This window comes from Nocardiopsis sp. NPDC055551, from assembly GCF_053619415.1.
Map to the genome: position 1 here is coordinate 30822 of NZ_JBSHJJ010000017.1, position 22605 is coordinate 53426.

16 protein-coding genes are annotated in these 22605 nt (G+C 68.1%); 9 read left to right on the forward strand and 7 right to left on the reverse strand.

From position 1 onward, the window contains the following. Positions 1–106: 106 nt before the first annotated feature. The 3 genes from ACWGSK_RS26135 (at position 107) to ACWGSK_RS26145 (ending at position 5579) form a co-directional block, all read left to right on the forward strand. Entirely contained in the window at positions 107–3595 is a 3489-nt protein-coding gene (locus tag ACWGSK_RS26135) for a hypothetical protein (RefSeq protein WP_452457042.1), read from the forward strand. Between the two features lie 470 nt (positions 3596–4065). Next, the gene (locus tag ACWGSK_RS26140) at positions 4066–5004 is read left to right on the forward strand and encodes a VOC family protein (RefSeq protein WP_358507316.1); all 939 of its coding nucleotides are present in this window, start codon (positions 4066–4068) and stop codon (positions 5002–5004) included. 128 nt (positions 5005–5132) lie between these two features. Then, positions 5133–5579: an N-acetyltransferase family protein gene (locus ACWGSK_RS26145; RefSeq protein ID WP_452457043.1), complete on the forward strand. Its 447-nt coding sequence runs from the start codon at positions 5133–5135 to the stop codon at positions 5577–5579. Between the two features lie 27 nt (positions 5580–5606). Here the strand turns inward: ACWGSK_RS26145 and ACWGSK_RS26150 are convergent, their stop codons facing one another. Further along, positions 5607–8609 (reverse strand): NB-ARC domain-containing protein, encoded by a 3003-nt coding sequence (locus tag ACWGSK_RS26150; RefSeq protein ID WP_452457044.1) that lies wholly within the window; start codon positions 8607–8609, stop codon positions 5607–5609. A gap of 369 nt (positions 8610–8978) precedes the next feature. Between ACWGSK_RS26150 and ACWGSK_RS26155 the strand changes: the two genes are divergently transcribed. After that, entirely contained in the window at positions 8979–11534 is a 2556-nt protein-coding gene (locus tag ACWGSK_RS26155; protein ID WP_452457045.1) for an MMPL family transporter, read from the forward strand. Between the two features lie 104 nt (positions 11535–11638). Here ACWGSK_RS26155 and ACWGSK_RS26160 read toward each other — a convergent pair whose 3' ends face one another. Both ACWGSK_RS26160 and ACWGSK_RS26165 read right to left on the reverse strand, forming a co-directional pair. Then, on the reverse strand, positions 11639–12505 hold the full coding sequence (locus ACWGSK_RS26160) for a tetratricopeptide repeat protein (RefSeq protein WP_452457046.1): 867 nt from the start codon (positions 12503–12505) through the stop codon (positions 11639–11641). 241 nt (positions 12506–12746) lie between these two features. Further along, positions 12747–13646: a dihydrodipicolinate synthase family protein gene (locus tag ACWGSK_RS26165; RefSeq protein WP_358507326.1), complete on the reverse strand. Its 900-nt coding sequence runs from the start codon at positions 13644–13646 to the stop codon at positions 12747–12749. 153 nt (positions 13647–13799) lie between these two features. On the opposite strand from ACWGSK_RS26165, the gene ACWGSK_RS26170 reads away from it, so the two are divergent. Beyond that, positions 13800–14537, forward strand: coding sequence for a DUF2071 domain-containing protein (locus tag ACWGSK_RS26170; RefSeq protein ID WP_358507328.1), 738 nt, complete (start codon positions 13800–13802; stop codon positions 14535–14537). A 247-nt stretch (positions 14538–14784) separates the two neighbouring features. Beyond that, on the forward strand, positions 14785–15576 hold the full coding sequence (locus tag ACWGSK_RS26175) for an SGNH/GDSL hydrolase family protein (RefSeq protein WP_358507330.1): 792 nt from the start codon (positions 14785–14787) through the stop codon (positions 15574–15576). A gap of 200 nt (positions 15577–15776) precedes the next feature. Here ACWGSK_RS26175 and ACWGSK_RS26180 read toward each other — a convergent pair whose 3' ends face one another. Together ACWGSK_RS26180 and ACWGSK_RS26185 are read right to left on the reverse strand one after the other, a co-directional pair. Beyond that, the gene (locus tag ACWGSK_RS26180) at positions 15777–17873 is read right to left on the reverse strand and encodes a DUF262 and DUF1524 domain-containing protein (protein ID WP_358507332.1); all 2097 of its coding nucleotides are present in this window, start codon (positions 17871–17873) and stop codon (positions 15777–15779) included. Between the two features lie 58 nt (positions 17874–17931). Continuing rightward, positions 17932–18375 (reverse strand): hypothetical protein, encoded by a 444-nt coding sequence (locus ACWGSK_RS26185; protein ID WP_358507334.1) that lies wholly within the window; start codon positions 18373–18375, stop codon positions 17932–17934. On the opposite strand from ACWGSK_RS26185, the gene ACWGSK_RS26190 reads away from it, so the two are divergent. After that, positions 18374–19159 (forward strand): HsdM family class I SAM-dependent methyltransferase, encoded by a 786-nt coding sequence (locus ACWGSK_RS26190; RefSeq protein WP_358507336.1) that lies wholly within the window; start codon positions 18374–18376, stop codon positions 19157–19159. The two genes, ACWGSK_RS26185 and ACWGSK_RS26190, sit on opposite strands and share 2 nt — an antisense overlap. 594 nt (positions 19160–19753) lie before the next feature. On the opposite strand, the gene ACWGSK_RS26195 is transcribed toward ACWGSK_RS26190, so the two are convergent. Together ACWGSK_RS26195 and ACWGSK_RS26200 are read right to left on the reverse strand one after the other, a co-directional pair. After that, on the reverse strand, positions 19754–20005 hold the full coding sequence (locus ACWGSK_RS26195; protein WP_358507338.1) for a DUF397 domain-containing protein: 252 nt from the start codon (positions 20003–20005) through the stop codon (positions 19754–19756). Continuing rightward, on the reverse strand, positions 20002–20859 hold the full coding sequence (locus ACWGSK_RS26200; protein WP_358507340.1) for a helix-turn-helix domain-containing protein: 858 nt from the start codon (positions 20857–20859) through the stop codon (positions 20002–20004). The genes ACWGSK_RS26195 and ACWGSK_RS26200 overlap by 4 nt, the downstream gene beginning before the upstream one ends. Positions 20860–21080: 221 nt before the next feature. On the opposite strand from ACWGSK_RS26200, the gene ACWGSK_RS26205 reads away from it, so the two are divergent. Next, positions 21081–21638, forward strand: coding sequence for an ATP-binding protein (locus ACWGSK_RS26205; protein ID WP_358507342.1), 558 nt, complete (start codon positions 21081–21083; stop codon positions 21636–21638). A 105-nt stretch (positions 21639–21743) separates the two neighbouring features. Then, a complete protein-coding gene (locus tag ACWGSK_RS26210; protein WP_358507344.1) occupies positions 21744–22139 on the forward strand; it encodes a hypothetical protein in 396 nt (131 codons plus the stop codon). Positions 22140–22605 lie beyond the last annotated feature (466 nt).

Consider the following 22605-nt stretch of genomic DNA (forward strand, 5'->3'; position numbering starts at 1 on the left):
GGTCCGCTTTGGAACATCATGAGGTGGGCCCGAACATACCTCGAACCGATGTCGCACCCTTCTGCCACGATGAGCGCCCGATACGGACACGGAAAGGGCGTAAGCGATGGAATGGGTGGCCGTCGGCGACGGGTACACGGCGCGGTTGAGGGGCGAGGGCGCTCGAACCGAACTGGTGTGCCGCAGCCCCAAGGGTCGTGACCTGGTACGAGTGCCCGCGTCCCTGGGCAAAGACGAGGGCATCGTCGCACTGCGGTCCCTGCGGGCGCGCCTCGCCGAACACGAAGACCAGGTGCGCGCCCAGGTCCGCACATGGGTCTCGCGCTCCCTCCCGGTGCCCGCCGCACTCCTGGTCGCGGTCTGGTCCGACCCCGTCTGGCGGCGAGCACTGACCCGACTCGTGGTCGTGCCCGAAGCCGACGGTTCGGGCACCACGGAACCCGGGCTGCTCGTCGACGCCGACGCGCGGCACGGTGTGGAACTGGTGGATCTGAACGGAACCCGCTCCCGGGTCTCCGGGGCCTCGTTCACCCTTCCCCACCCCCTCCGGCTCGGCGTAGACCTCGGCGCCTGGCGCGCGTTGGCCGACGCGCACGACACCTCGTACGGATCAACGCAGCTCGACCACCCCGTTCGGCGGCGGCCGGACGGTTTCGATCCCGAGGCCGTCTCCGTCGGTTTGCGGCCGTCGTCCATCTATGACCTGGGATCGACCTTCGAAAGACGGGTCAACCGCCTCGGTGGACGTATCCGAGGGGAGACGGCGTACTTCCAGGTGTACGGAGCCGACCACCGTGCCGGGCCGATCCCCGTGAGCCTGGGATTGCGCTGGCAGGGGCCGGACTCCGCCGTGAACGTCAACGATCTGGCCTGGCACGTGCCCGCAGGGTCGGTCGACGACGTCGCCTGGTCAGAAGGACTCCACATCCTGATGGAGCTGTACCGGCAACGCTCGACCGACGACTCCGACGACGGTCCGGAACCCGAGCAGGTGCCGGGCATGGAATACCTGACCGGAGACGCGCCCATGGCCGTGGTCTCCCCCGCCCCTGACGAACGCACCGCGCTCACACGGGCGGAGGGCGTGGCGCTTTCCCCCGCTCGGGAGGGGGAGGACGCACTCGTGGCCCTGGACCTGTCCCACCCGGCGCTCGACGGTCCCGTCGTCATGCTCGTTCCCGAACATTCTGTCGAGGCCAGGCGCGTGGTGTGGCAGGATCTGGGCCTGACCAGCCGGTCCGAGTCGAAGGTCGGGGCCCGAGGCCACCGCCCACCGGAGTTCCTCGCCGCGGTCCTCGCACACCGCCCCGAGGGGATGGAACAGGCCGTCGCCCTTCTTCCGCGGCTTCGGAGGCAGAGCGAGGTCGCCCGGACCAAACCCGGGCGCGCACGTAAGGCTCTGGACGAGACCGCCGACGAACTCACCCGAACCGCCCCCGACCTGCTCCCCTTCTTCTACGACGAATGCGCGCAGATCCTGGTCGAGGCGGGCAACACCGGCTACGCCACCGGGTTCCACGACCAGGCCAGGATGGCCGAGCGCGCCTTCGACGACGTGGACGAGGACGCCGTCATCGAGTCCTACGTGAGTTTTCCCCTCCCCGACGCACTACCTCGCAGCCTGAGCACCCACGACAAGGCACTGGCCCAAAGGTTGGAACCCGGGGAGGCCTACCGCTGGCATCGCGACCTGGTCATCGCCTGGTGCGAGGAGGGACGCCGGGCCTCCAAGCACCTGGCCTCCGGGCTGGTGGCCTTGGCCGCGGCAGCCGAGATCGTGCCGGGCGGTTCGGGCACCGATGACGGGGAGGCCGACGCGCGCGCGGTTCGGGCGCTGCTCACCAATGGATCCCTGGTACTGGCACCGGCGAAGGTGTGGACCCCTCTCCTGCCCCTCCTGCGTTCCATGGTCGCCGAGGACCCCCGTGTGGGCGGACTCCTCGCCACACGGATCCCCGTCCCCTCGGGCACTTCCGCCAAGGCCAAGACCACCGCCGCCCGGTTGTGGGCGCGTGTGCTCCGAGAAACGAGGGTCGAGGCGCCCTTCGGAGAGGAATCCGGGCTCGACGCCGTCGCGGTCAAGCGGTGGGCGGACGCCTTCATCCGTAGGTATGCGGGGATGGCGCTTCCCGCCGACGAACTCGGTGAACCGCTCCGTGCGGCCGGTGCGGTGTTGCGCGCGGCGGGTATGGAAGCCGATGGTGCGCCGCTGTTGTCCCTGCGGAGTTGGCGTGAACCCCAGTCGTTGGGGGTGCTCGACCTCCTCGTCTCCAGTGGGGTTCCGGTCAGCGGTCACTGGGATGTGGACACAGAGCCGCCATGGCGGGACGGCGGGCCGATCTTCCTGTCCAGTTGGTTGGTGTGGGCCCCCGAGCCGCACGACCTGCCCGCCTTGGCCGCGGACCCCCTGTGGCGTCGCGCCCTGCGCGTGGCAATAGAGGGGCCGGCGCGGTTCGACGCCACTTCGGGGTTCGGACGTTCCAAGGGCGCGCCCATCCCCGAGGACGCGGATCTGCACGCGCGTCAGATCAGGGACTACATGGCCAGGTGCGCGGGGGCCTTGGTTCGGACACCCGGGATCACGGACGTGGTCGACGAGATCCTGGCCGATCACTCCGAGCGGCTCGACAGGTTCGTGTCTCCGGGGCTGCCCGAGGTCTACGCGGCCCTGCGATCGGTGGAGCGTTTCCTCGCGCAGGACCCACCGGAACGGGTCGTCGAGCGGGCGGAGCCGATCCTGTCCCGCGTGGATCCAGTGGAGTCGCTCGCCGTGACCTTGCGAGGGGGCGTGACCGACGAGCTGTTCCTGCCGGCGTTGGAAGAGATGCCGGAAAACCCGGCCTCCTGCCTTTTGGAGGAGTGCGGTCCCGATCTGTACCTGCTCCACGAGACGCCCGACAGGCATTCGTCGCTCTCGATGAGAAGGGTCCGACCCGACCACCTGGAACCGGTGCTGACGACCCGTTCGAGGAGTAAGCAGGAGAGACGGTGGTGCTCGGTGTGCCTCGCCGCTTTGCTGGAAGGAGCCGAGCCGGTCGAAGACTGTGCGCACGAGCGCGCGGAGGCGACCGAGGAACGGATCCACTTCCCGGGCAGTGGAGAGATCACGGTGCGTCGGGTGGGTCGGGTCCGCCAGGAGTTGCTGGACGCCCAGGGTCGGGTGCTGGCCGCCCACCGCATCGGCCGGAGTGGGGCCAGCGGTCCCATGGACGTACGGGAGTACTGCCACCGGTACGCGGCGGGGACCTTGCTGGTGCCGCCTCCCGGATGGTGGCGACACACGCGTGTGCGGGACGAGCGGGGTTCGGCAGCGCTGCGGGCCGTGGACACCGGCCTGGCCAAAGACCTGCTCGACGCCGTGACGTCGGACCTGGGGCGCCGGATCGTCTCGGCCACGGACAGAGCGGAACCTCGGGACAGCAGGTTGCCCGAGAGGGATCAGTGCGTGGCCGAACTCGCCGCGATCGTCCACTCCTTCTTGCCGGCGATCACCGAGGAGCGGTTGCTGAAGGGGGTTACCGCTCTGGTGTGGACGGCCGTGGAGTGCCGCGAGCGGGCCATGACCCTGGAGTCATTCCTGAAGTCCACCCGGTGACCCCACGCCGGCGGGGCGGGGAGGCGGACCCGGACGCGTCTTCGGGTGCCATGGGCGTGGTCTCCACGGACTGACCGAAGCAGGGGACCGGCCCGATGTCGCGAGGCGGTCGGGCCGGTTCCGGGGTGTCGGGACGGCTTCCAGGCCTACTACGAGACAGGCCTACTGCGAGTGGAGCCCGGTCCTGTCCGCCATGCGCGCCGTTCTCGCGGGAACCCTCTGACCGAGGAGCCCGTGACCGGGTTCGTCCCCGATGTCGAGGCCGCCAGACGCCTGCGGAAGGCGGCCGCCTTCCGCGGTGTGTGACCCGGTCTGAGCCCCCTGCCAGGGCCTCCTATGGAAAGCGCACCTCCACCACGAAATATTTGAACCCTCAAGCTATTGGCAAATATCTTCCTGGGAAGCTATGCTGTGATCAGTGAGTGGGGCGACGAGGCACCACCCGGACCCCTGCGGAAAGGAACCAGGTCATGGCCGCCAACGCGACGACCCGACAGAACAACGACATCGCGCGAGTCCTCAACCCGAACACCGCGATGGACGCGGTCACCCTGCACGTGGGCGACCTCGAACTGATGAGCTCCTACTACGCGAACGCCCTCGCCCTCGAACCGGTGGAGGAGCGCGCGAACGGCCGCCGCGTCCACCGGGTCCTGGGCCGCGGCACCACACCCATGGTCCGGCTCATCTCCACCCCGGACCTGCCCGCCGTCGACCGCCGCGAGGCCGGCCTGTTCCACACCGCCTTCCTCTTCGAGGACCGACAGAGCCTGGCCGCCACGGTCTACCGCGCCGCCCAGGACAGCCGCAGCCGCTTCGTCGGCTCCTCCGACCACCTGGTGAGCGAGGCCTTCTACTTCACCGACCCCGAGGGCAACGGCATCGAGCTCTACATCGACCGTCCGCGCTCCCAGTGGAGCTACGCCCCCGGCGGCGAGCTGCGCATGGCCACCGAGTACCTGGACCCCAACGCCTTCCTGCGCGAACACCTGGACCAGACCGTCGTGGACTCCGCGCCCCGCCTGCCCGGCCTGGTCGGCCACGTCCACCTGCAGGTCGGCGACATCGATCAGGCCCGCGACTTCTACGTGGACACCCTCGGGTTCGAGACCACCGTGGGCAGCTACCCCGGAGCCCTGTTCGCCGCCGCGGGCGGCTACCACCACCACGTCGCGATGAACACGTGGAACAGCCGGGGCGTGGGCCCGCGCGCCTCGCGCCTGGGCCTGGGCGACGTGGCGGTCACCGTGCCGGCCCGCGAGGACCTCGACGCGCTGGTCGCCCGCCTGAACGCCAAGGGCACCGGCTTCGCGGACGACGGCCGGTCCATTTCCGCCAAGGACCCGTGGGGCACCCAGGTCACCATCAGCCTTCCGGACACCGGTGTGGAGGACCTGCTCAAGGCCTGACCCGCACCGGAACGGGGCCCGCCTTCCTCATCCCTCGGAAGGCGGGCCCCGAACATCTCTTCCGGCCTCGACAGACGGCACGGGAAAACCCGGTGCGCCCGGGCCCGTGACCGTGGATCATCTTCGGCATGGAGACATTGCGCCGGGCGACCGCCCACGACGCCCGTGTGGTCGCCGACCTGTGGTTGCGATCCTTCGCCGCCGCACTGCCCACCGTGTCCCGGGCGCACACCGACGACGAGGTGCGCGCCTGGTTCGCGGCCGTGGTCGTGCCCGGCTGTGAGACCTGGGTGGCGCAGACCCACGACGGACGGCCGGTGGGCGTCATGGCGCTGGACGGGTCCGACCTCGACCAGCTCTACCTGGACCCCGATCATCGGGGTCGCGGCCTGGGCGACCGGTTCGCGGACCTGGCCAAGGAACGGCGACCCGACGGCCTGGACCTGTGGTGTTTCCAGGTCAACGAGCCCGCGCTGCGCTTCTACGCTCGGCACGGCTTCGACGAGGTCGAACGCACCGACGGCGCCCGCAACGAGGAACGCGAACCCGACGTCCACCTGCGTTGGCGTCCCTGAGAGCGAGCCGTTCGCGCTCTGGTCGCGTCAACTCGGCCGACTGCTCTCGATGGCCTCCTTCAACGCCCGGGTCCGGTGCGACAACCGCTCCATCTCCCGCAGCAGCGACTCCGGGACGTCCCCCGAGAGCACCCCTTCCTCCGCGATCGCCCGCGCCTGGTCCAGGATCCGCCACGCCGCCACCGGGTTGGGCACCGCCAGGATCTCGGCCAGCAGGATCGTCGCGCGCAGCCGCCCCGACCGATGTCGCAGTCCGCGATACCCCTCGATCGCCACCCGCGCCAGCTCCTCGGCCTCCGCGAGCCGACCGGCCCGCCGCAACGACTCCGCGGCCCGGCGGTGCGCCCGCGCGTGCCACCACTTGTCGCCGAGCTCCTCGAACCCCCGGGCGGCCCGTAGGAACTCCTCCTTGCCGTCGCCCCCGCCGTGGTCCAGCAGCGCCTCGCCCAACACCAGGCAGGTGCGCCACCGCCCCCAGTCATCACCGATCTCCTCGAACGTGCGCTCGGCCTCGCGCAACCGTTCGATCCGGCGCTCCACCTTCCAGGTGTCCCGCAACCGTCCTGCCCGCCCCAACGGCCACCGCGACGGCTCGGGCCGGGCGCAACGCTCCGCGTACTCCGGGTACCCCTCCACGAACAGCGCGCGCACCTTGGTCTCCTGCCGGGCCCGCCATCGCGGGTCCCGCGCCTGCGACCTGCGATCCCGCGCACGCCACGGCGCGAGCAACAGCTCGCACTCCCCGGCCTCCCGATTGAGCTCCAGAGTGGACAACTGACCCAACGAACGTAGGAAGCGCGCCCGGTACCAGTACTCGTTCGACGCCCGGCTCAGCTGCTCCAACCCGTCGGACAGCACGAACCAGGCGTTGAGCGTGAACCCGCGCAGCCGCAACACCTCACCGCGCTGCAACTGCACCCGCGACGACAACTCGGGCAGGTCCCGCGAACCTGCGATCAACGCCTCCGCCTGGAAGAGCAGTTCGTAGGCCCGCTCCAGGTGACCCTGGAAACGGTCCACCTCGGCCAGGTTGCACAAGGTGCGCGCCGTCCACCACGGATCGTCGTGCTCCTCGAAGATCCGCCTGGCCACCTCCAGTTCGTCCCGCCCGTCGTCCAGGTCGCCCCTGCGGTACAGGTTCACCCCGATGGCCCGGTGCGCCCGCGCGAGCCGGCGCGGATCCACCGCCGGTTCCACCCCCTCCAACACGTGCAGGGCGGTCAGCGCCCGCTCGTACCCGGTGTCGTGGTCCCCGTGCCCGCCCGCCACCTCGGCCCGCTCCAGCAACGCCACACCGTAGGCCGACGGATCCTGTGACTCCAGGGCCAGAACGGTGGCCTCCTGGGTGGCGACGCGCATCGCGGACCAGTGTCTGCGCCCGGTCCGGCACAGCACGGCGAACGCCCGCCGCAACCGTTGACCGTGGACGATGAGCCGAGGGTCGACCGGCTCACCGGTCCGGCCCGGCCTGGTCTTTTGGAAGCACACCTCGAACCCGCGTCGCTCGGACTCCAACCAGGCCAGGGGGTCGTCCGGGGCGGGGACCATACGGGAGCGGTCCACCGGCTCGGAAGGATCGGCGGGCGCGACACCCACGTTCCACTCGTGCGGGGCGGCCCGCCGGGCCGCAGCCTCCGCCCGGCGCGCGTAGGCGGCCAACAACCGCCGCTCCGCGATCTTGAGCCGCTCCGCCGACCAGTCCGGCCGTTCCTCCTCGGGGATCCCCAACAGGTTCGGGCCCTCGCCCCGCAGGGTGGCCCGGACCCGGTCATGCAGCTGGAAGCGCCTGAACCCGGCGCTGCGGTACAGGTAGGTCAACAGATACCGGTCGCTCAGGTTCTCCAACATGCCCATGGCCTCCTCCTCGTCGGAGTCGATCAGGGCGGCGGCCGCCCACGCGGTGAAGGTGGTCAGCCCGGCGCCCGCCAACCGGCCCAGCAGCAGCCGTTCCCCGGGTTCGCACTGTTGCAGACCGAAGGCCAGGGAGGAGGACAGCCCGGGCAGCAATCTCGACTCGCGCATGTCCGTCAGGAGTTCGGCGGCGCTCGTGGAGTTGCTGCGGGTGATCTGCGTTCCCACCTGCCGGATCGCCAACGGCAGACCATGGCAGGCCTCGACCAGCCCGGGCAGGGCCGCCCGGTCCTCCTCGGTCAGGGCGCGCCCCGAGGCCGAGACCAACCGCTCGATCAGCTCCAGCCCCTCCTTGTCGCTGAGGGTGTCCAGCGGATGCTGGACCATGGAACGGTCGGCGCCGGCGAACGTGGTGCGGCCGGTGACGAGCACCGCGCATCCTCGCCCACCGGGCAGCAACGGCTCGACCTGCTTGTGGTCCTTGGCGTTGTCCAACACCAGCAGCAGGCGGCGTTCCTCGGTCGCGGTCCGCCACATCCCCTTGAGTTCCTCCAACGAGGCGTCCTCGGTGGGGTGCCGGCCCATCTCCTTGACCATCTCGGCGAGGACCTCCTCGGGCGCTCGCGGTGAGCGGCCACCCGCCGGGCCCTGGGGCGCGGCGCCGTACAGCTCGAACTCCATCTTCCCGTCGGGGAAACGGTCCGCGACCCGGTCGGCGATCTGCACCGCGAGCTCGCTCTTGCCGGTGCCGCCCTCACCTGTGATCGCGATGACCAACGGACCACGTGAGTCGTTTCCCCGACCCGGACGAGGAAAGCGGTCCACCAGGCTCCGGGCGCCGGGTCGGGGGAAACGGTCGAACAGGGCCGGCAGTTCGGACATGAGTTCGTCGCGCCCGGTGAAGTGGTCGGTGGGCGGCGGCAACCGTGGACGCAGTCGTGGCCGCGACATCGGATCCGGTTCGGGTGCCCGCGCGTGATCCGCACGTTCCAGGAGGGTCTGGCCGGTGACCGCGGCCGCGGTGCCGAGCAACCCCGACAACGCGACCCACACCCCGGCGCCCTCCGGGAACAGCCCGGGCACCTCCTGCAAGGCGGTGCCCGCACCCACCAGCGTGGCCAGGGCGCCGACCAGCCCCGTGTGGGCCGGCCGCCACCGTGTGCCTGTCGGTCGGCTCACCCTGGTCCCTCCCGAACCCGCGGATCCTCCTGCCATACCGGGCCTTCGGTGCTCGTGGCCCGGCAGGGAACCGATCCTTGTGCGGTGGGACGGACGGTGTCCAGAGCGGGGGAGAGCCGCCCGGCGACGTTCACCGGTTGCTCACCCCGCGTACACCGTCAGGGCGGTGGGTGTCGGCGCCGGTGTTCCCGGAACCTCCTGCTTCCTCGCTCCCGAATCGGCCTCCCGCAGTGCGTTCGGGCGACACGCCCCCCACGAAACACAAGAATCCATCACCCGGTGTGAGGATTTCATCGCGGAAGGCGACGAAAATCGAAGGTAGCCGGATCACGCACGTTCGAACCACCCACTCACGAAAGGTCGAGCGCGATGGCCACGTTCCTCTACCACCTGGGTAAGTTCTGCTACCGGCACCGATGGTCGGTGGTCCTGGCCTGGGTGGTGCTCGTGGCGGCGTTGGGCACGGCCGCGTTCGTCTTCCGGGCCCCCGTCTCCGACTCCTTCTCCATCCCGGGTACCGAATCCCAGGACACCGTGGACGCCCTCCAGGAACGCTTTCCCGAACGTAGCGGAGGGCAGGCCACCGTCGTCCTCCAGGCACCCGAGGGAGAGGAGGTCACCTCCCACACCTACGAGGAGGCCGTGCGCGCCACCGCCGCGCACATCGAGGACCTCGACGGAGTCGAATCGGTCACCGACCCCTTCGACCTCCACGACCAGGGCCACGAAACCGCTTTGGAGAGCGACGAACTGCGCGCCACGATGGTGGAGCAGGGGATGCGTCAGGCCCGTCAGGAGTACGACTCCGAGCTCTCTGACGCCGAGGACGAGGCGGTCGAACAGGCGCGCTCCGCCGTGGAGGCGCAGTTCCCCGAAGGCGCCCCCGGCCGTGACGACGCACTGGAACAGGCCGAGGAACAGGCGCGCGAACAGGTCCGGGCCCAAGCGCCCGCGTTCGACGAGGACCAGGTCCGCCCCCGGGTGGAAGCCGAGGTCGACCGCGCCATCACCGAAGACGACCTGCCCGCCGAGGCCGATGAAGAGCTCGACGAACAGGTCTGGGAACAGATCCCGGTCGTCTCCGAGGACGAGAGCACGGCCCTGCTCACCGTCCAGTTCACCGACCCCGACGGCAGCGTGCCGCCCCGGGTCGTGGACGAGTTGCTCGACAGCGGGTCCCAGGCCGAGGCCTCCGGTCTCACCGTGGAGTACAGCGGACAGTCCATCACCGCGGCACAGGTCGCCGGTGTCAAGGGAGGCGAGGGCGTCGGTCTGGTGGTCGCCCTGATCGTCCTGGTGGTCAATTTCGGGGCGATCGTCGCGGCGGGTATCCCCCTCCTCATGGCCCTGGCGGGTGCCGGCGCCGGCATGGGCCTGCTCTACGCGCTCTCCCGAGTCCTGGAGCTCACCAGCACCGCCCCTCTACTGGCGCTGATGCTGGGGTTGGCCGTGGGCATCGACTACAGCCTGTTCGTGCTGGCCCGCCACCGCCAACAGCTCTCCGACGGCATGGATCCTCAGGAATCCACGGGCCGCGCCATCGGTACCGCCGGCAGCGCCGTCACCTTCGCCGGTATCACGGTCGTGATCGCGCTCCTGGGCCTGGGCATCGTGCGGATCCCCTTCCTGACCGTCATGGGTGTGGCCGCGGCGATGACCGTGGCCTTCGCCGTCCTGGTGGCGCTCACCCTGCTCCCCGCCATCCTGGGCCTACTGGGATCCCACCTGAACACGGGCCGAGTGCCGGTCCTGGGCAGGCGTGCCCAACGAGCCCTGACCGCCGAATCGACCCTGGGCTCCCGCTGGGCCGGCGTGATCACCCGACACCCACTGCCCATCACCGTCGCCGTGCTCGTCGTGCTGGGCCTGACCATGCTCCCGCTCCTGGGCATGCGACTGGGCCTGCCCACCGACGAGTCCAGCGCCCCCGACAGCACCCAGCATCGGGCCTACGACATCATCACCGACGAGTTCGGGGAAGGGTACAACGCCCAGTTCCTGGTGGTGGTGGAATCGCCGGACACCGACGACGCCGACCGGGTCCGGGAAAACCTGGAGGACCTCGACGGCGTCGATGAGGTACGGCCTCCGCTCCACAACGACGACGAGGACACCGCCATGGTCGTGGCCGTGCCGCACGAGGGCCCCTCGGCGGTGGCCACCGAGGACCTGCTGCACGAGATCCGCGACGCCCGGTCGGGCTGGGAGGACGGCACCGGCGCCGAGATCTCCGTGACAGGGGCGACCGCGACCAGCATCGACACCTCCGAACGCCTCTCCGAGGCCATGCCCCTCTTCCTCATCGTCGTGGTGGGCCTGGCCCTGATCCTGCTGATGCTGGTCTTCCGCTCCATCCTGGTCCCGGTCAAGGCCGCGCTGGGCTTCGTGCTGAGCATGGGTGCGGCCCTGGGCGCCACCGTCGCGGTCTTCCAGTGGGGCCACGGCGCCGACCTGCTGGGCGTCACCCCCACCGAAACGTTGCTGTCGTTCCTGCCCATCGTCTTGATCGGTACCTTGTTCGGGCTGGCCATGGACTACGAGGTCTTCCTGGTCAGCCGGATGCGTGAGGACTTCGTGCACGGGGGCGACGCGCGCCACGCCGTCGTGACCGGGTTCCGGGCCAGTGCTCGCGTCGTGGTGTGCGCGGCCGTCATCATGATCGCGGTGTTCGCCTCGTTCGTCTTCAGCGACAACACCACCATCCAGCCGGTCGCCTTCGCCCTGGCGGTCGGTGTGCTGGTGGACGCCTTCCTGGTCCGGATGACGCTGGTCCCCGCGGTCATGGCCCTCTTCGGGAAGGCGGCGTGGTGGCTACCGAAGTGGCTGGACCGGGCGCTGCCCGACGTCGACGTCGAAGGCGCTCGCCTTCGTCCCGACGACGGCGGGACCGCGACGAGGGGGCGCGAGCGGCCGGAGCGAGGGTGAGCACGTCCCGGCACGTCGGCCCAGCCCTCCGCCAGGCCACACCGACCCGCCCGTGGACGACCCGCACGCCTGTCGACGACCGGCGGCTCAGGATCGGTGGGTGCTCACAGGGCCTCGCGCGGGTCCGTGGGCACCGGGTTCTCGTTCAGGATCTCCGGGTAGAGGCCCTCGGCGGCGCGCAGGGCCTCGGCCGCCCTGCGCTTGAGCGGGTCGGTGGAATCCACGTTCAGCAGGATCGCGTTCGCCCTGGTCACCCTCGGCACCCCCTTGCCCCCGTCGCCCAGCAGCATCTCCAGGTGCCCCAAGGACACCAGGGCCCCGGCCAACCCGGGCCAGGTCCGGGGCGCGTCGCGGTCGAGTAGAAGGTTGCGCACGGTCAGGGCCGCGTTCGCGTGCAGGAGGGTCTCCTCCAGCAGTTCGGGGTCGGCCCGCTCCTCCTGCGCCGCACGCACCGTGGCGTTGACCCGGGCGACGACCACGTCGTCCAGGGTCGAGGCGTAGTTGTCGGCGAGCTCGGGGGCGTCCCGGATCAGCGCTTCGAAGTCCTGGTCGGGGATGAACTGCTGCAGCAGCGCGAGCGCCTCCGCCCCCGCGTTGACCGCGTCCTCGAAACGGCCCAGCTCGATGAGCGCCTTGCCGCGCGTCCGCGACGCCATGGCGATCTTCAAGACGACCTCGCCCGAGGCCCGACGCGTGCCCAGGGATTCGGTGGCCCGACGGTACTCGTCCGCGGCCGCGTCGAAGAGGATCTCGGCCCGCGCGAACTCGTCCTGGTCCAGGTGGGCGTGTGCCCGATCCATCAACTCGTCGGCCCCGTCGTAGAGGCCGGGCGGTACGGACGCGGGTTCGAGGTCCCCCGAATCCTCCGGGCCCTGAGCGGACCGCCCGGCGGAATCGGCCGCACCCGAGGCCTCCGCGACCTCCCCGGGATCGGCCTTCTTCCTCCAGCGTCCGCCGAACCAGCGAGCCACCCTGCCACCTCGTTCCGTGTCCTTCGCGTCCTGTCCGACCGCGGGAACGACCGGGGACCGGCGTGCGGCGCGAACCCGCCGCCACACCCTATGCCAGTGCGAACCGCCTCCCGCGGGCGGTGAAACGCGTCGACCGGGCCCACCGGAACCGGGCCGGAGAACGGTTTCCGGTCAGAGTTTCGTCACGAAGACGAGACCGTACCGCCGGGGTCGTGACCGCGCACGGAGATGTGAGGCGCCCCTACCCCTCCAACCCCGATTCCTCCACCACGGCGACCACCCTCGCCCGCGCCCGTCCCGACAACCCACGGATGGGGGAGGGCAGGCTCGGCCCACGCACCAGGCCCAGGTGTTCGGCGACCACGGTGACCACGCGCAGGCTTCCGTGCTCGGCGAACAGGTCCCACAGCGGCCGCAACCGCTCCGAGGCCGCCACCGCGCCCGCCGCGTCACCCGCGCTCGCGGCGCGGCTGATCGCCAGGCTCGCCTCGGGAAGGGTTCCACCGATCACCGAATACCAGGTCTCGCACCCGGCGTTCAGTCCGGTCGCGGCGAACGGATCGCCGGAGACCCCGATGGTCACGTGCTCGGGCAGTAGCTCTCGCAAGCCTCCCACCCGCTCGCTCGCCGCCCCCGGATCGACCGGTACCCCGGGGATCTTGATCGAGGCCACCCCCGCAAGCTCCGCCACGGCCCGGTACAGGTCATCGGTGAAGGTGAAACGCGTGGTGCCGGGGTTGTCGTAGACCACCAATGGCACCGACAGTTCCCGGGTCACCTCCTCGTACAACCCGAACACGTCCTCCGGGGTGAGCGGCTGGTAGGAGACCGGTGCGAGCAGCACCGCCGAAACCCCCGCCGCCTGCGCGTCCTCGGCGTGGGCGAGCACGTCCCGGGTCCGCGCCGCCCCGACGCTCACCATCACCGGAACGTCCCCCGCCGCCTCGACCGCCACCCGAGCCACCCGGGCGCGTTCCTCCCGGCTCAGGTAGGCGTACGAACCGGTCGACCCGAGCGGGGCGATGGAGTCGACCCCGGCCGCGACCAGGCGGTCGACCAGACCCACGAACGCGGCCTCGTCGACCTCGCCTTCAGAGGTGAACGGGGTGAGCGGAAAGGCACTGAGGCCGGTGAACTCCATCGGGCTCCTTCGACGAGATCCTTCAACTCGGAGGCGGAGGCCTCCACCCGGTCCACCCTGAGCCGCTCAGTGGTCACCCGGACCGCCGGCCAGCATACGGACACGAACCCTTCGGGAGCCCCGGCGCCCTCCCCACAAGGCAGGATGTGTCGTATGGAGACGGCCACTCGAACCCGCCGGTGGGACGCCCGTTCCCACCTGCCTCCACCCATGCCGGGCCCGGCACCGCTGCGGCAGGCCTGGGTGGACGTCGCCTTCGTGCACTGGCGGGTGGAACCCGATGCCGTGGCGCACCTGCTCCCGGCCGGGACCGGCCCGGACACCCTCGATGGGTCCACCTACGTGGGCCTGGTCGCCTTCCGCGTACCCAGCACCCTGGCCCTGGGCAGCGTGCCCGCCGGCGCCTTCGCCGAGGTCAACGTGCGCCTGTACTCCGTGGACGAACATGGGCGACGCGGGGTGGTCTTCCTGACCATGGACGCCGACTCCGCCCCCGTGGTCGCGGCCGCCCGTAGCCTGTCCGGCCTGCCCTACACCTGGTCGGACGTATCCCTGCGCAGCGGACCCGACGGCCGGCGCGCCGGTGCGGTCCGCCGTCGCTTCCCCGGCATGGCCTCCGGTTCCTGGAGCCTACGAGTCGGCGATCCCCTACCCGATCCGAGCCGACTGGAGCACTTCCTCACCGCCCGTTGGGGCCTGCACACCCGCCATGTGGGCCGCACCTGGTGGGTGCGCGTGAGCCACCGCCCCTGGCCCCTGCATCAGGCGGAGTTGCTCCACCTGGACGGAAACCTCCTGTCCGCCGCCGGAGTCACCCCACCACCCGAACCCCCGGTCTCCGTCCTCTGGGCCTCCGGGGTCTCCTGCCCCATCACCCCCACCCTCCTCTGACAGGGTTCTTCCGGTCGTCCTGATCCGCGCCGTGTAAGTCAATGCCAGTAGGTCTTGTCATTGCGCAATCCCATGAGGAATCATGAGCCCGGTCGGTAGTTTGCCCCCAAACTTCCGATGTTCATTTCATTATCCCCGACCATTCAATCGATATCGCACTGGCCAACTCCCCGTTCTTCGCCAGCGCTGATATCGCACGACACCCGCACTATCAGCCCCCGATCCCCCTCATCGAGCGGAGACCCCCTTGTCCGTCAGTCGTGCCTTGGCGGCCGTATCCGGCCTTGCCTTCATCCCCCTGATCTTCGCCGCACCCGTGTCGGCGGAAACCGCCGAAATCAACTATGTCGCGCTCGGTGATTCCTACTCCTCCGGTCTGGGAACCCGCGACTACGACGACTCCGGTGACTGCAAGCGAGGGCCTTCGGCCTTTCCCGAGCTCTGGGCCGCCTCCCACGCGCCCGGTTCCTTCGATTTCGTCGCCTGTGCCGGAGCCACCACCACCGACGTGCTCAACGACCAGATATCCGCCCTGACCCCGGAAACGAACCTGGTCTCCATCACCATCGGCGGAAACGACGTCGGATTCGCCGACGTCATCACCACCTGCCGCACCGGCAGCGACGCCGCCTGTGACGAGCGAGGCGAGGAGGCCGAGAACGACGTCCGCGACGTACTGCCCGGCCTTTTGGACCAGACCTACGCCGCGATCACCGAGGCCGCGCCCCAGGCACAGGTCGTGGTCCTGGGTTACCCGAGCCTGTTCGAGCTCGGACCATGCGGCGTCGGTAGCATCGGCGAGACCAAGCGCGAGAGGCTGAACCAGATGGCCGATGTCCTCGCGGGCGGCATCGAAGACCGTGTGGCGGCGGCGGGGTTGACCTACGTCGACGTGCGTGGCGGCTTCGAGGGCAACCGGGTCTGCGCCGACGAGCCGTGGATCAACGGCACCACCGTTCCCATCAACGAGTCCTACCACCCCAACAAGGCCGGTCACTCCGAGGGTTACCTGCCCGCCATGACGGGCGCCGTCGGCTGACCCGTAAGCAGCCGAGGGCGTCTCGACCAGCGCGATGCCCAGGGTCGGTCCCGCCCGAGCCTTCCTTCAGGACGTTTCCTGTTGGAAGGGGACGGTGGGGCCGGCGCCCCCTTCCGTCTCGGGCCGATCGCCTCTCCACGCGGAGGTGATCGGTTTTGAGTAGCTTCGATCGGCGTATCGGTCTGATCGCACCAGACGGCTCAGACACCGACCTGGTACTCGTACGCCTGTCGTACGAGGCCCATGATGTGGTTGAGGTCCGACTGTTCGTTCAGGTCGATCTGAACGTTTCCGTTGCCCCACTTGCCCCTGCCGGTCACGTCCAAGGCGATGCCACGTTCGTCGTGCAGTGCCTCGAACGGCATGTTCAGAATGAGCTTCAGTCGTTCGGTCTGCGGGACCACGTCGACGAAGTTGGTCTCGGTCTTGTAGGCGACATAGTTCTTCAGGAACGTTTCACTGACGGCATCGTCCAGAGCGAGCACCTCTCCCCTGAACTTCTCGAAGAGTGCCCGTGGGGTGGGGCGTGACAGGTTCGGATGGTCCTCGATGGTGTAACTCGACTCGGGCTTAGGCACGTCGGTCGCCGCGACACCCTCGGGGAGGGCCGGGCGGGGCCAGACCTTCAGCGCCCATGCGGCCAACCTCTCGGCGCGCCCCACGATCCCTTCCTCATCCCAGGTGTTCAGCGTGCCCAGCCCCTGGTTCAGCCGAAGCGGACTCTCCCGGAAACCACCGAGCATGTCGCGCTTCTCGGCGAACGGGAGATCGCCGTATTCGGAGTTGTAACCGGTCAGCGTCAGATTGCCGAGTGTGTGCAGGTAGCGCGTGTGGACTTGGGCCCAGTCCCCACCGAGGTCGTCGCGCCACTCTCGGGAGAGGTTCTCGTTCTGCGGCATGATGTGCTCGATCGTGTAGTCCTCGATCGACACGCGTTCCTTGCGGCCGAAGTTCTCCAGCCGCCGCAGGAGATAGGACCTGCGCTGGAAGTTGTACATGTTGCCGCTGGTCAGTTCGTCGATGAAGTCCTTGTCGGTGGGAAACGCGCGGTAGCTCTTCAACCCCAGGAAGTGGGCCTGGACGCTCGGGACGTACCGTTCCTTGTCGATCGCCTTCGTGAAGGTACTGAACGTCCTGTTCAGTGAGTTGGTGGGTACACGGCAGACCGCGCGGCGAAAGATGTAGGACGTGACCATGCCGACGATCGAGATCAGTTCATCCCTGGTCAGGACCTCGTGCTGGTAGTCGGTGTAGAGCTCCAGCAGCAACGGATAGACCACGTCCGCCTTGATCTCCCGCAGATCCCGGAAGGCCGCGGCGAGCTCCTTGTCCTGCTCGTGTCCCAGGGCGACGGCGCAGTACCGCGAGGCGTAGGAGCGGAGCTCCTTGACCAGTGAATCGATCGTCCCCCCATCGGCACCGTGGCGTCGCGAGTACGTCTTGAAGGCCCCATAGACGTCTCCGATGCGCGGGATCTCCCCGGTCACCACCGTGAGGTAGTGCCGGACGAAGTCGTCGAACTGCTTCTCGTAGGCGGCCTGGCCGAAGTCCTTCTCCATGGGCCGCCAGTAGGTGGTGTACAGGAGTTCCTGCACCTTGGGCTTCAGCCCCATCAACACGAAGTTGCGGATCAGGTCGGCCTGGGTCAGCCTCAACCCGGTCGAGTTCATGGACTCGAAGATCAACTGCGGATTGTCGTGCGTGCGGTCCAAGCGGATGTCGACGACGACCAGCTTCGCCAAACCCCGGCAGACCGCCGCGAGGTCCGTGTCCGGTTTGCTCAGGTGTTTCAGGAAGCTCTCGAAGTTCTCGTGCACACGTTCGGAGGCGTCCGAGGGCAAAGGGGCATCGCCGACGATCGCCTTCAAGGTGTCCTTGTCCTTTTCCGAGAGCAGGAGCTTGAAGTACTCCTCACCGTCCTCGTCGTCGTTCACGAGGTAGCGCTTGCGCAGCTTCTTGGGCGAGAACCCCTTCCACGGCTCACGCTCTCCCTCCGGATACCCGTCCAGGACGCGGGCCAAGGCGGCGATCAACAGCGTCACCGTGGTCATCCGCTGTTGCCCGTCGATGACCAGGTTGGGCTCCTGAGTGGTCAGGTTGGACAAGCCCTTCTCCACGTGCACGATCGACCCGGTGAAGTGGGACTTCAGCGTGTCATTGCTGCCCGCGCGCTCGATGTCGGCCATCAGTTGGTCGCACTCGGACGCGGACCAAGAGTAAGCGCGCTGGTAGATCGGGATCACGAACTGGTGGCCCTGGTCGAGTAGGTCGAGCAACGGTGTCTCGGAGGCTTTCACGGTGTCGAGACGCCTTTCTGATGATCAGGAGGGATTCCGGGAGGGATGACGCCTGACGTCACCCTGCCACAGGACGAGGACACGGGTCACGGGAGAACGGGCAAGAGCGGGCGGTCCAGTGCTGGTCAGGAGACATTGCGGGCGCAATGAACGGTTTTGCGCACTTTGTCATCATTGGCCTCCCAAGCGCTGAATACCGGGTCGTCCCAAGCTTCTTTAGGGGACTTTGAGACGCGGCCATGAGAATGCCTACTGGCACCTGCTCGAAGAACTTGGCAACCAGCCGGGGACACTGGGTCTGATCTTCCGCAAGGAACAGAACAAACTCCAGGACCCGGCCAAGCTCAAGCGTCTGGTCCAGGACTACATCGACAAGGAGAACTGGTCCCTCCAAGGAGTCGATGTCAACGGCGACGCCTATGAGGCCCTCCTGGAAGCCGGTGCGGAGGACACCAAAACCGGCGCCGGACAGTACTTCACCCCCCGCGCTCATCGACGCCATGGTGGACTGTGTTCAACCCACCGCAGGCGACACCATCACCGACCCTTCCGTCGGCACCGGCGGTTTCCTCCTCGCCGCGCACGCCCACATCCTCAAGCAAGCCGAACTCGGACCCCTCACCCCCGAGCAGCGCGAGCACATTCAGCAGGGCGGTATCCGGGTCACCACCACCAACAAACAGCTCATCTTCCTCCAGCACATCGCTTCGCTTCTAGAGATCCATGGCCGAGTCGCCGTGGTGCTGCCGGACAACGTGCTCTTCGAGGGTGGTGCGGGGGAGAGCAACCGGCGCAGGTTGCTCCAACGGTTCGACCTGCACACGATGTTGCGCCTGCCCACGGGCATCTTCTACGCGGGTGGGGTGAATGCGAACGTTCTGTTCTTCGAGCGGAAACCGGCGCGGACCTCCGGCGAGTCTTGGACCAAGAAGATGTGGGTCTACGACTTCCGTACCGGGCAGCGGTTCACCCTCAAACAGAGCCCCTTGACCAGGGCGCATCTGGATGACTTCGTCGAGTGCTACAAGCCGGGCGAGGATCGTGAGAAGCGAGTCGAGACCGAGCGGTTCAAGGCGTTCACCCTCGAAGAGCTCTTGGCGCGCGACAAGGTGAACCTGGACATCACCTGGATGCGGGACCCCGGACTCGACGACGTCGACTCGCTAGCGCCGCCCGAGGTCATCGCCGCCGAGATCGTGGAGGACCTGCAAGCCGCGCTCGCCGAGTTCGCCGCCATCGCCGAATCATTGGGAGCGGCGGAAAAGCCCGAAGCGCTTCCGGAGTAGGGACAGCCGGGCCGCCGGAGTAGATGCCCTGACTGGGGCGGAAATCTGGACGAAGGCCCACGGCCGTCGCCGGCGGAGGTCTGCTTGAGCGCTGCCACCGTAGGTTTTTCTTCGGGGCTCTGTTGCCTGCCTCAGGGCCCGAAACCGATCGCCACCCCCTCTCAGAGCCACCTTCTACGCCGAAAATGGCTCTGAGAGGGGGTGGCATCCCAGCAATACCGGCTGGTTGCCCGAAGCGTCAGAGGGGTCGACCGCGGGGAGGCGCGCAGGCCATCACTAACCCGTTTTGGCCCTTCGTTTCTCTGCCGACGCATGCGGGGACGCACGCACCGATTCCCACCAGACGAAGGCTCAGGGATTCGGCCGGCCACAGCCGGAGGGGTTGGACCCCAACCACCCTCCCCTCACCCGACAGCCCCCAACCGCCGTTGGAGCGAAGCGGGTCGAAGTCACTTGCCACGGCGTAAGGGGACACGACACCGCCTTAACGCGCGCAGCGGAGACAGCAACGATCACGCGGCGGGAAAGGGGAAGGCCCGAGCCTGGTCTCTAGCCCGGGCCGTACTCGCTTTAGGGAAGTCGGTGTTGGTGGTCCTAGCGGGAGAGAGCTGAGGAGAGGAAGCCGGTCCACTCGGGGGCGGGGAAGGGGAGGTATCCGGCGGTGGGGTGCCTGGAGTCGCGGATGGCCGCGCCGCAGGGGAGTTCGGCGACCTCAACACAGTTCTGAGCGTGTCCGCTGTAGCTGCTCTTCTGGAAGTTCGTGGGAATGTGAGCGACCTCGACGCATTCGACCCGGTCACTGCTGTAACTGGATTTGAAGAACCTCAGCCCGGCTCTGGTGGTCATGTCAGTTTCTCCTGCTCCATGATCTGCTGGATGAACTGGGTGGTGCGCGAAGCTTGCAGCGCTGCTGAATTCAGGTGCGAGAAAATCGTGACATAGCGTTGCACGTCATCAGAATCTTGAGCAAAAAGGCTGGCTGTTGCAGATTCGGTGTAGGCGATGCAGGGATCAGCAGGGTTAGGGAAGTCCAACAAGACGAACGAACCAGACAACCCAGCGTGCATACCTGCATCAAAGGGCAACACCTGGATGTCCACGTTCTTTCTGGTTGCCATGTCCAGCAGGTGCTGTAGTTGTTCGCGCATGATCTCTGGATCGTCGAGTCGCCTTCTCAAGGCCGCTTCGTCGATCACAGCCCAAAAGTGCGGTGGCTGGTACCGGCCCAGGACTTGCTGGCGCTGTAGCCGGGCATCAACGTTGCGCCTGACCTCGTCATCCGAGTACGCACGTCCGCCTCGAAAGACGGATTCGCTGTACCTGGGGGTTTGTAGAAGACCAGGGACGACTTGGCACTGATAGGTCCGGATCATGGAGGCTTCGACCTCGAAGTCCGGTATGGCGTTATTGCCGAAGACGTCCTTGTAACTGGACCACCAGCCTTGTTCCTTGGACTCTTTCGCAAGCTCATGAAGCGCTGTACGGACATCGTCTGAGGCTCCGTACAGGCCAGCGAGGGCATCGATGTCCCGCGCCTTGATGCGGCGTGCGTCCGCACCCTCGATGTTGCTGAGTGTGGACTGAGGTACGTCTGCGGTTTTCGCAGCCACAGACAACTTCAATCCCTGTGACTCACGTAGTCGCCGAAGCTCGCGCGCCAGTCGTCGTCGACGCACTGTGGGGCTGAAGGGGCTGTGCATGGTGAGATTCTAGACCAAGTTCTTTTGGATTATCGTTGACAGTTCGATAATCGAGCAGCATCATGTAAGTATAGTCAGTGACCGGTGGATCACTCAGGGTTCATCTGCCCAGGCTATGCCTTGCCCGTTCCGCGCATCACGGCCTCCGTGAGACTCCTCCAACGGGTACTTCGCATGACCCCCGACTCATGTGTTCAGCCATGCCAAGGAGTGTGTTCGTCATGCCCGAAACCGCCCTCGCGCCCACCACTGTCCCGATCCAGGGTGAGGCCACGGTGCCGTTGGCTAGCTTCATCCGGCCCTTCCAGCGCCACTACTTCTCCGGGCTCCCGGAGCGTCCCAACTACCGGGCCCGTAGCTACGACTTTGCCGGAGTCCCCGCGCTGATGCCGCTGGTCCGAGCGTTCCTGGACACCTGCGCGGCCACCGAAACGGGCGACTACCGCTACCTGTTCACCCTGCTGGGCAGTGAACTCGCCAACAACGCGCTCCGACACAGCCTCTCCGGCCTACCTGGTGGCACCTACACCCTGCGGGTGCACCGCAACAAGGAAGGACTCCGCCTGACCTGCCATGACCGAGGGGGCCTGCGCACTCGCAACGCGCAACTCATCCCGGCCCCGGACGGGCTGAAACTGGGAGCCGAATCCGGACGCGGGCTGGCCATGGTCGACGCCTTCGCCACCAGCTGGGGTGACAACGGCAATGCCGAGTACCGCACCGTCTGGCTCTACCTGGCCTACGACCTCACCGACAGCGGCTGGCACAGCCACAACTAACGACATGTCTCGGACATGAGACGGGCCCAGGAGAGCGCGCCAACGCTCTTCCGGGCCCTGAACCCCCGAAACCCAACACGGTCATATGCAAGGAAAGAGGATCTGATGAACCACCCTATCCCCGCGCCGCGACGCCCCGTGGACACTCGCCCCACCCACTCCGCCGGCACGACCTTCACCCCCGCCCCTCGACGCCCGGTCCCCGCCACCGGCCCGGCCTACGCGTCCTGCGTTCACCGCACCTGCCGCACCCAGCGCGCCGGCACCTTGCCCCGCCTGGGTGGGCACCGCGCCGAGTTCGCCTTGGAGCACCACCAGGCCGCCGCTCTCCAAGCTCGTCACCGGGGCCTGATCACATGGTTCGGCGAGGCGACTCAATCGTTCTGGGTGGCCTCCGCGACCGGCATGTACGAGGCCACGACCTACGACGATCTGCTCGCCCACCTGTGGGCCCAATCCCAGAGCCGGCTACTGCCCCGGGACCTTCAGTTCCAACACTGATCCCGAAACCCCCACGCCCCGGCGCCACCTCCTCAGAGGCAGGTGCCGGGGCGGGACCCCAGACCCGGTCAGCACGAAACCGGCGCGAGATCGAGCCGGGAACCCGAGGTTCCGGATCGCCTCATGGGCCGACCGGAAACGTTCACCCGGTCCGTCGTTCACGTCGAAGAAGCTCAAACACGTCTCGTGCCGGGACTCGGTCGGACCGGGCTCGCTGACGATGGTCGTCGAGTAGGGCCACCAAGGAAACGTCAGGGCCCGGATCCGATGCGAGAACGATGGCCGCCGACCGGTCGATGTCGATACGCGGTCTCCCGCGGCCTTACCGAAGTGATCGAAGTGGTGGCCGCGTATCCGATGAACAACGCCGTGAGGGTGCTCGTCGGCCATCTCGGCCTTGTCCTCGCGAGTGGACGCCAACCGAACGGCTACCCCTCGCCGTGCGACCGACGAACCGCTCACCGGT

Bases quoted from the DNA above. Each gene is read 5' to 3' on its own strand.
- ACWGSK_RS26145 (WP_452457043.1), top strand. From the start codon at position 5,133: ATGGAGACATTGCGCCGGGCGACCGCCCACGACGCCCGTGTGGTCGCC.
- ACWGSK_RS26195 (WP_358507338.1), bottom strand. From the start codon at position 20,005: ATGACCACCAGAGCCGGGCTGAGGTTCTTCAAATCCAGTTACAGCAGT.
- ACWGSK_RS26200 (WP_358507340.1), bottom strand. From the start codon at position 20,859: ATGCACAGCCCCTTCAGCCCCACAGTGCGTCGACGACGACTGGCGCGC.
- ACWGSK_RS26155 (WP_452457045.1), top strand. From the start codon at position 8,979: ATGGCCACGTTCCTCTACCACCTGGGTAAGTTCTGCTACCGGCACCGA.
- ACWGSK_RS26210 (WP_358507344.1), top strand. From the start codon at position 21,744: ATGAACCACCCTATCCCCGCGCCGCGACGCCCCGTGGACACTCGCCCC.
- ACWGSK_RS26135 (WP_452457042.1), top strand. From the start codon at position 107: ATGGAATGGGTGGCCGTCGGCGACGGGTACACGGCGCGGTTGAGGGGC.
- ACWGSK_RS26205 (WP_358507342.1), top strand. From the start codon at position 21,081: ATGCCCGAAACCGCCCTCGCGCCCACCACTGTCCCGATCCAGGGTGAG.
- ACWGSK_RS26170 (WP_358507328.1), top strand. From the start codon at position 13,800: ATGGAGACGGCCACTCGAACCCGCCGGTGGGACGCCCGTTCCCACCTG.
- ACWGSK_RS26190 (WP_358507336.1), top strand. From the start codon at position 18,374: ATGGTGGACTGTGTTCAACCCACCGCAGGCGACACCATCACCGACCCT.
- ACWGSK_RS26185 (WP_358507334.1), bottom strand. From the start codon at position 18,375: ATGGCGTCGATGAGCGCGGGGGGTGAAGTACTGTCCGGCGCCGGTTTT.
- ACWGSK_RS26165 (WP_358507326.1), bottom strand. From the start codon at position 13,646: ATGGAGTTCACCGGCCTCAGTGCCTTTCCGCTCACCCCGTTCACCTCT.
- ACWGSK_RS26140 (WP_358507316.1), top strand. From the start codon at position 4,066: ATGGCCGCCAACGCGACGACCCGACAGAACAACGACATCGCGCGAGTC.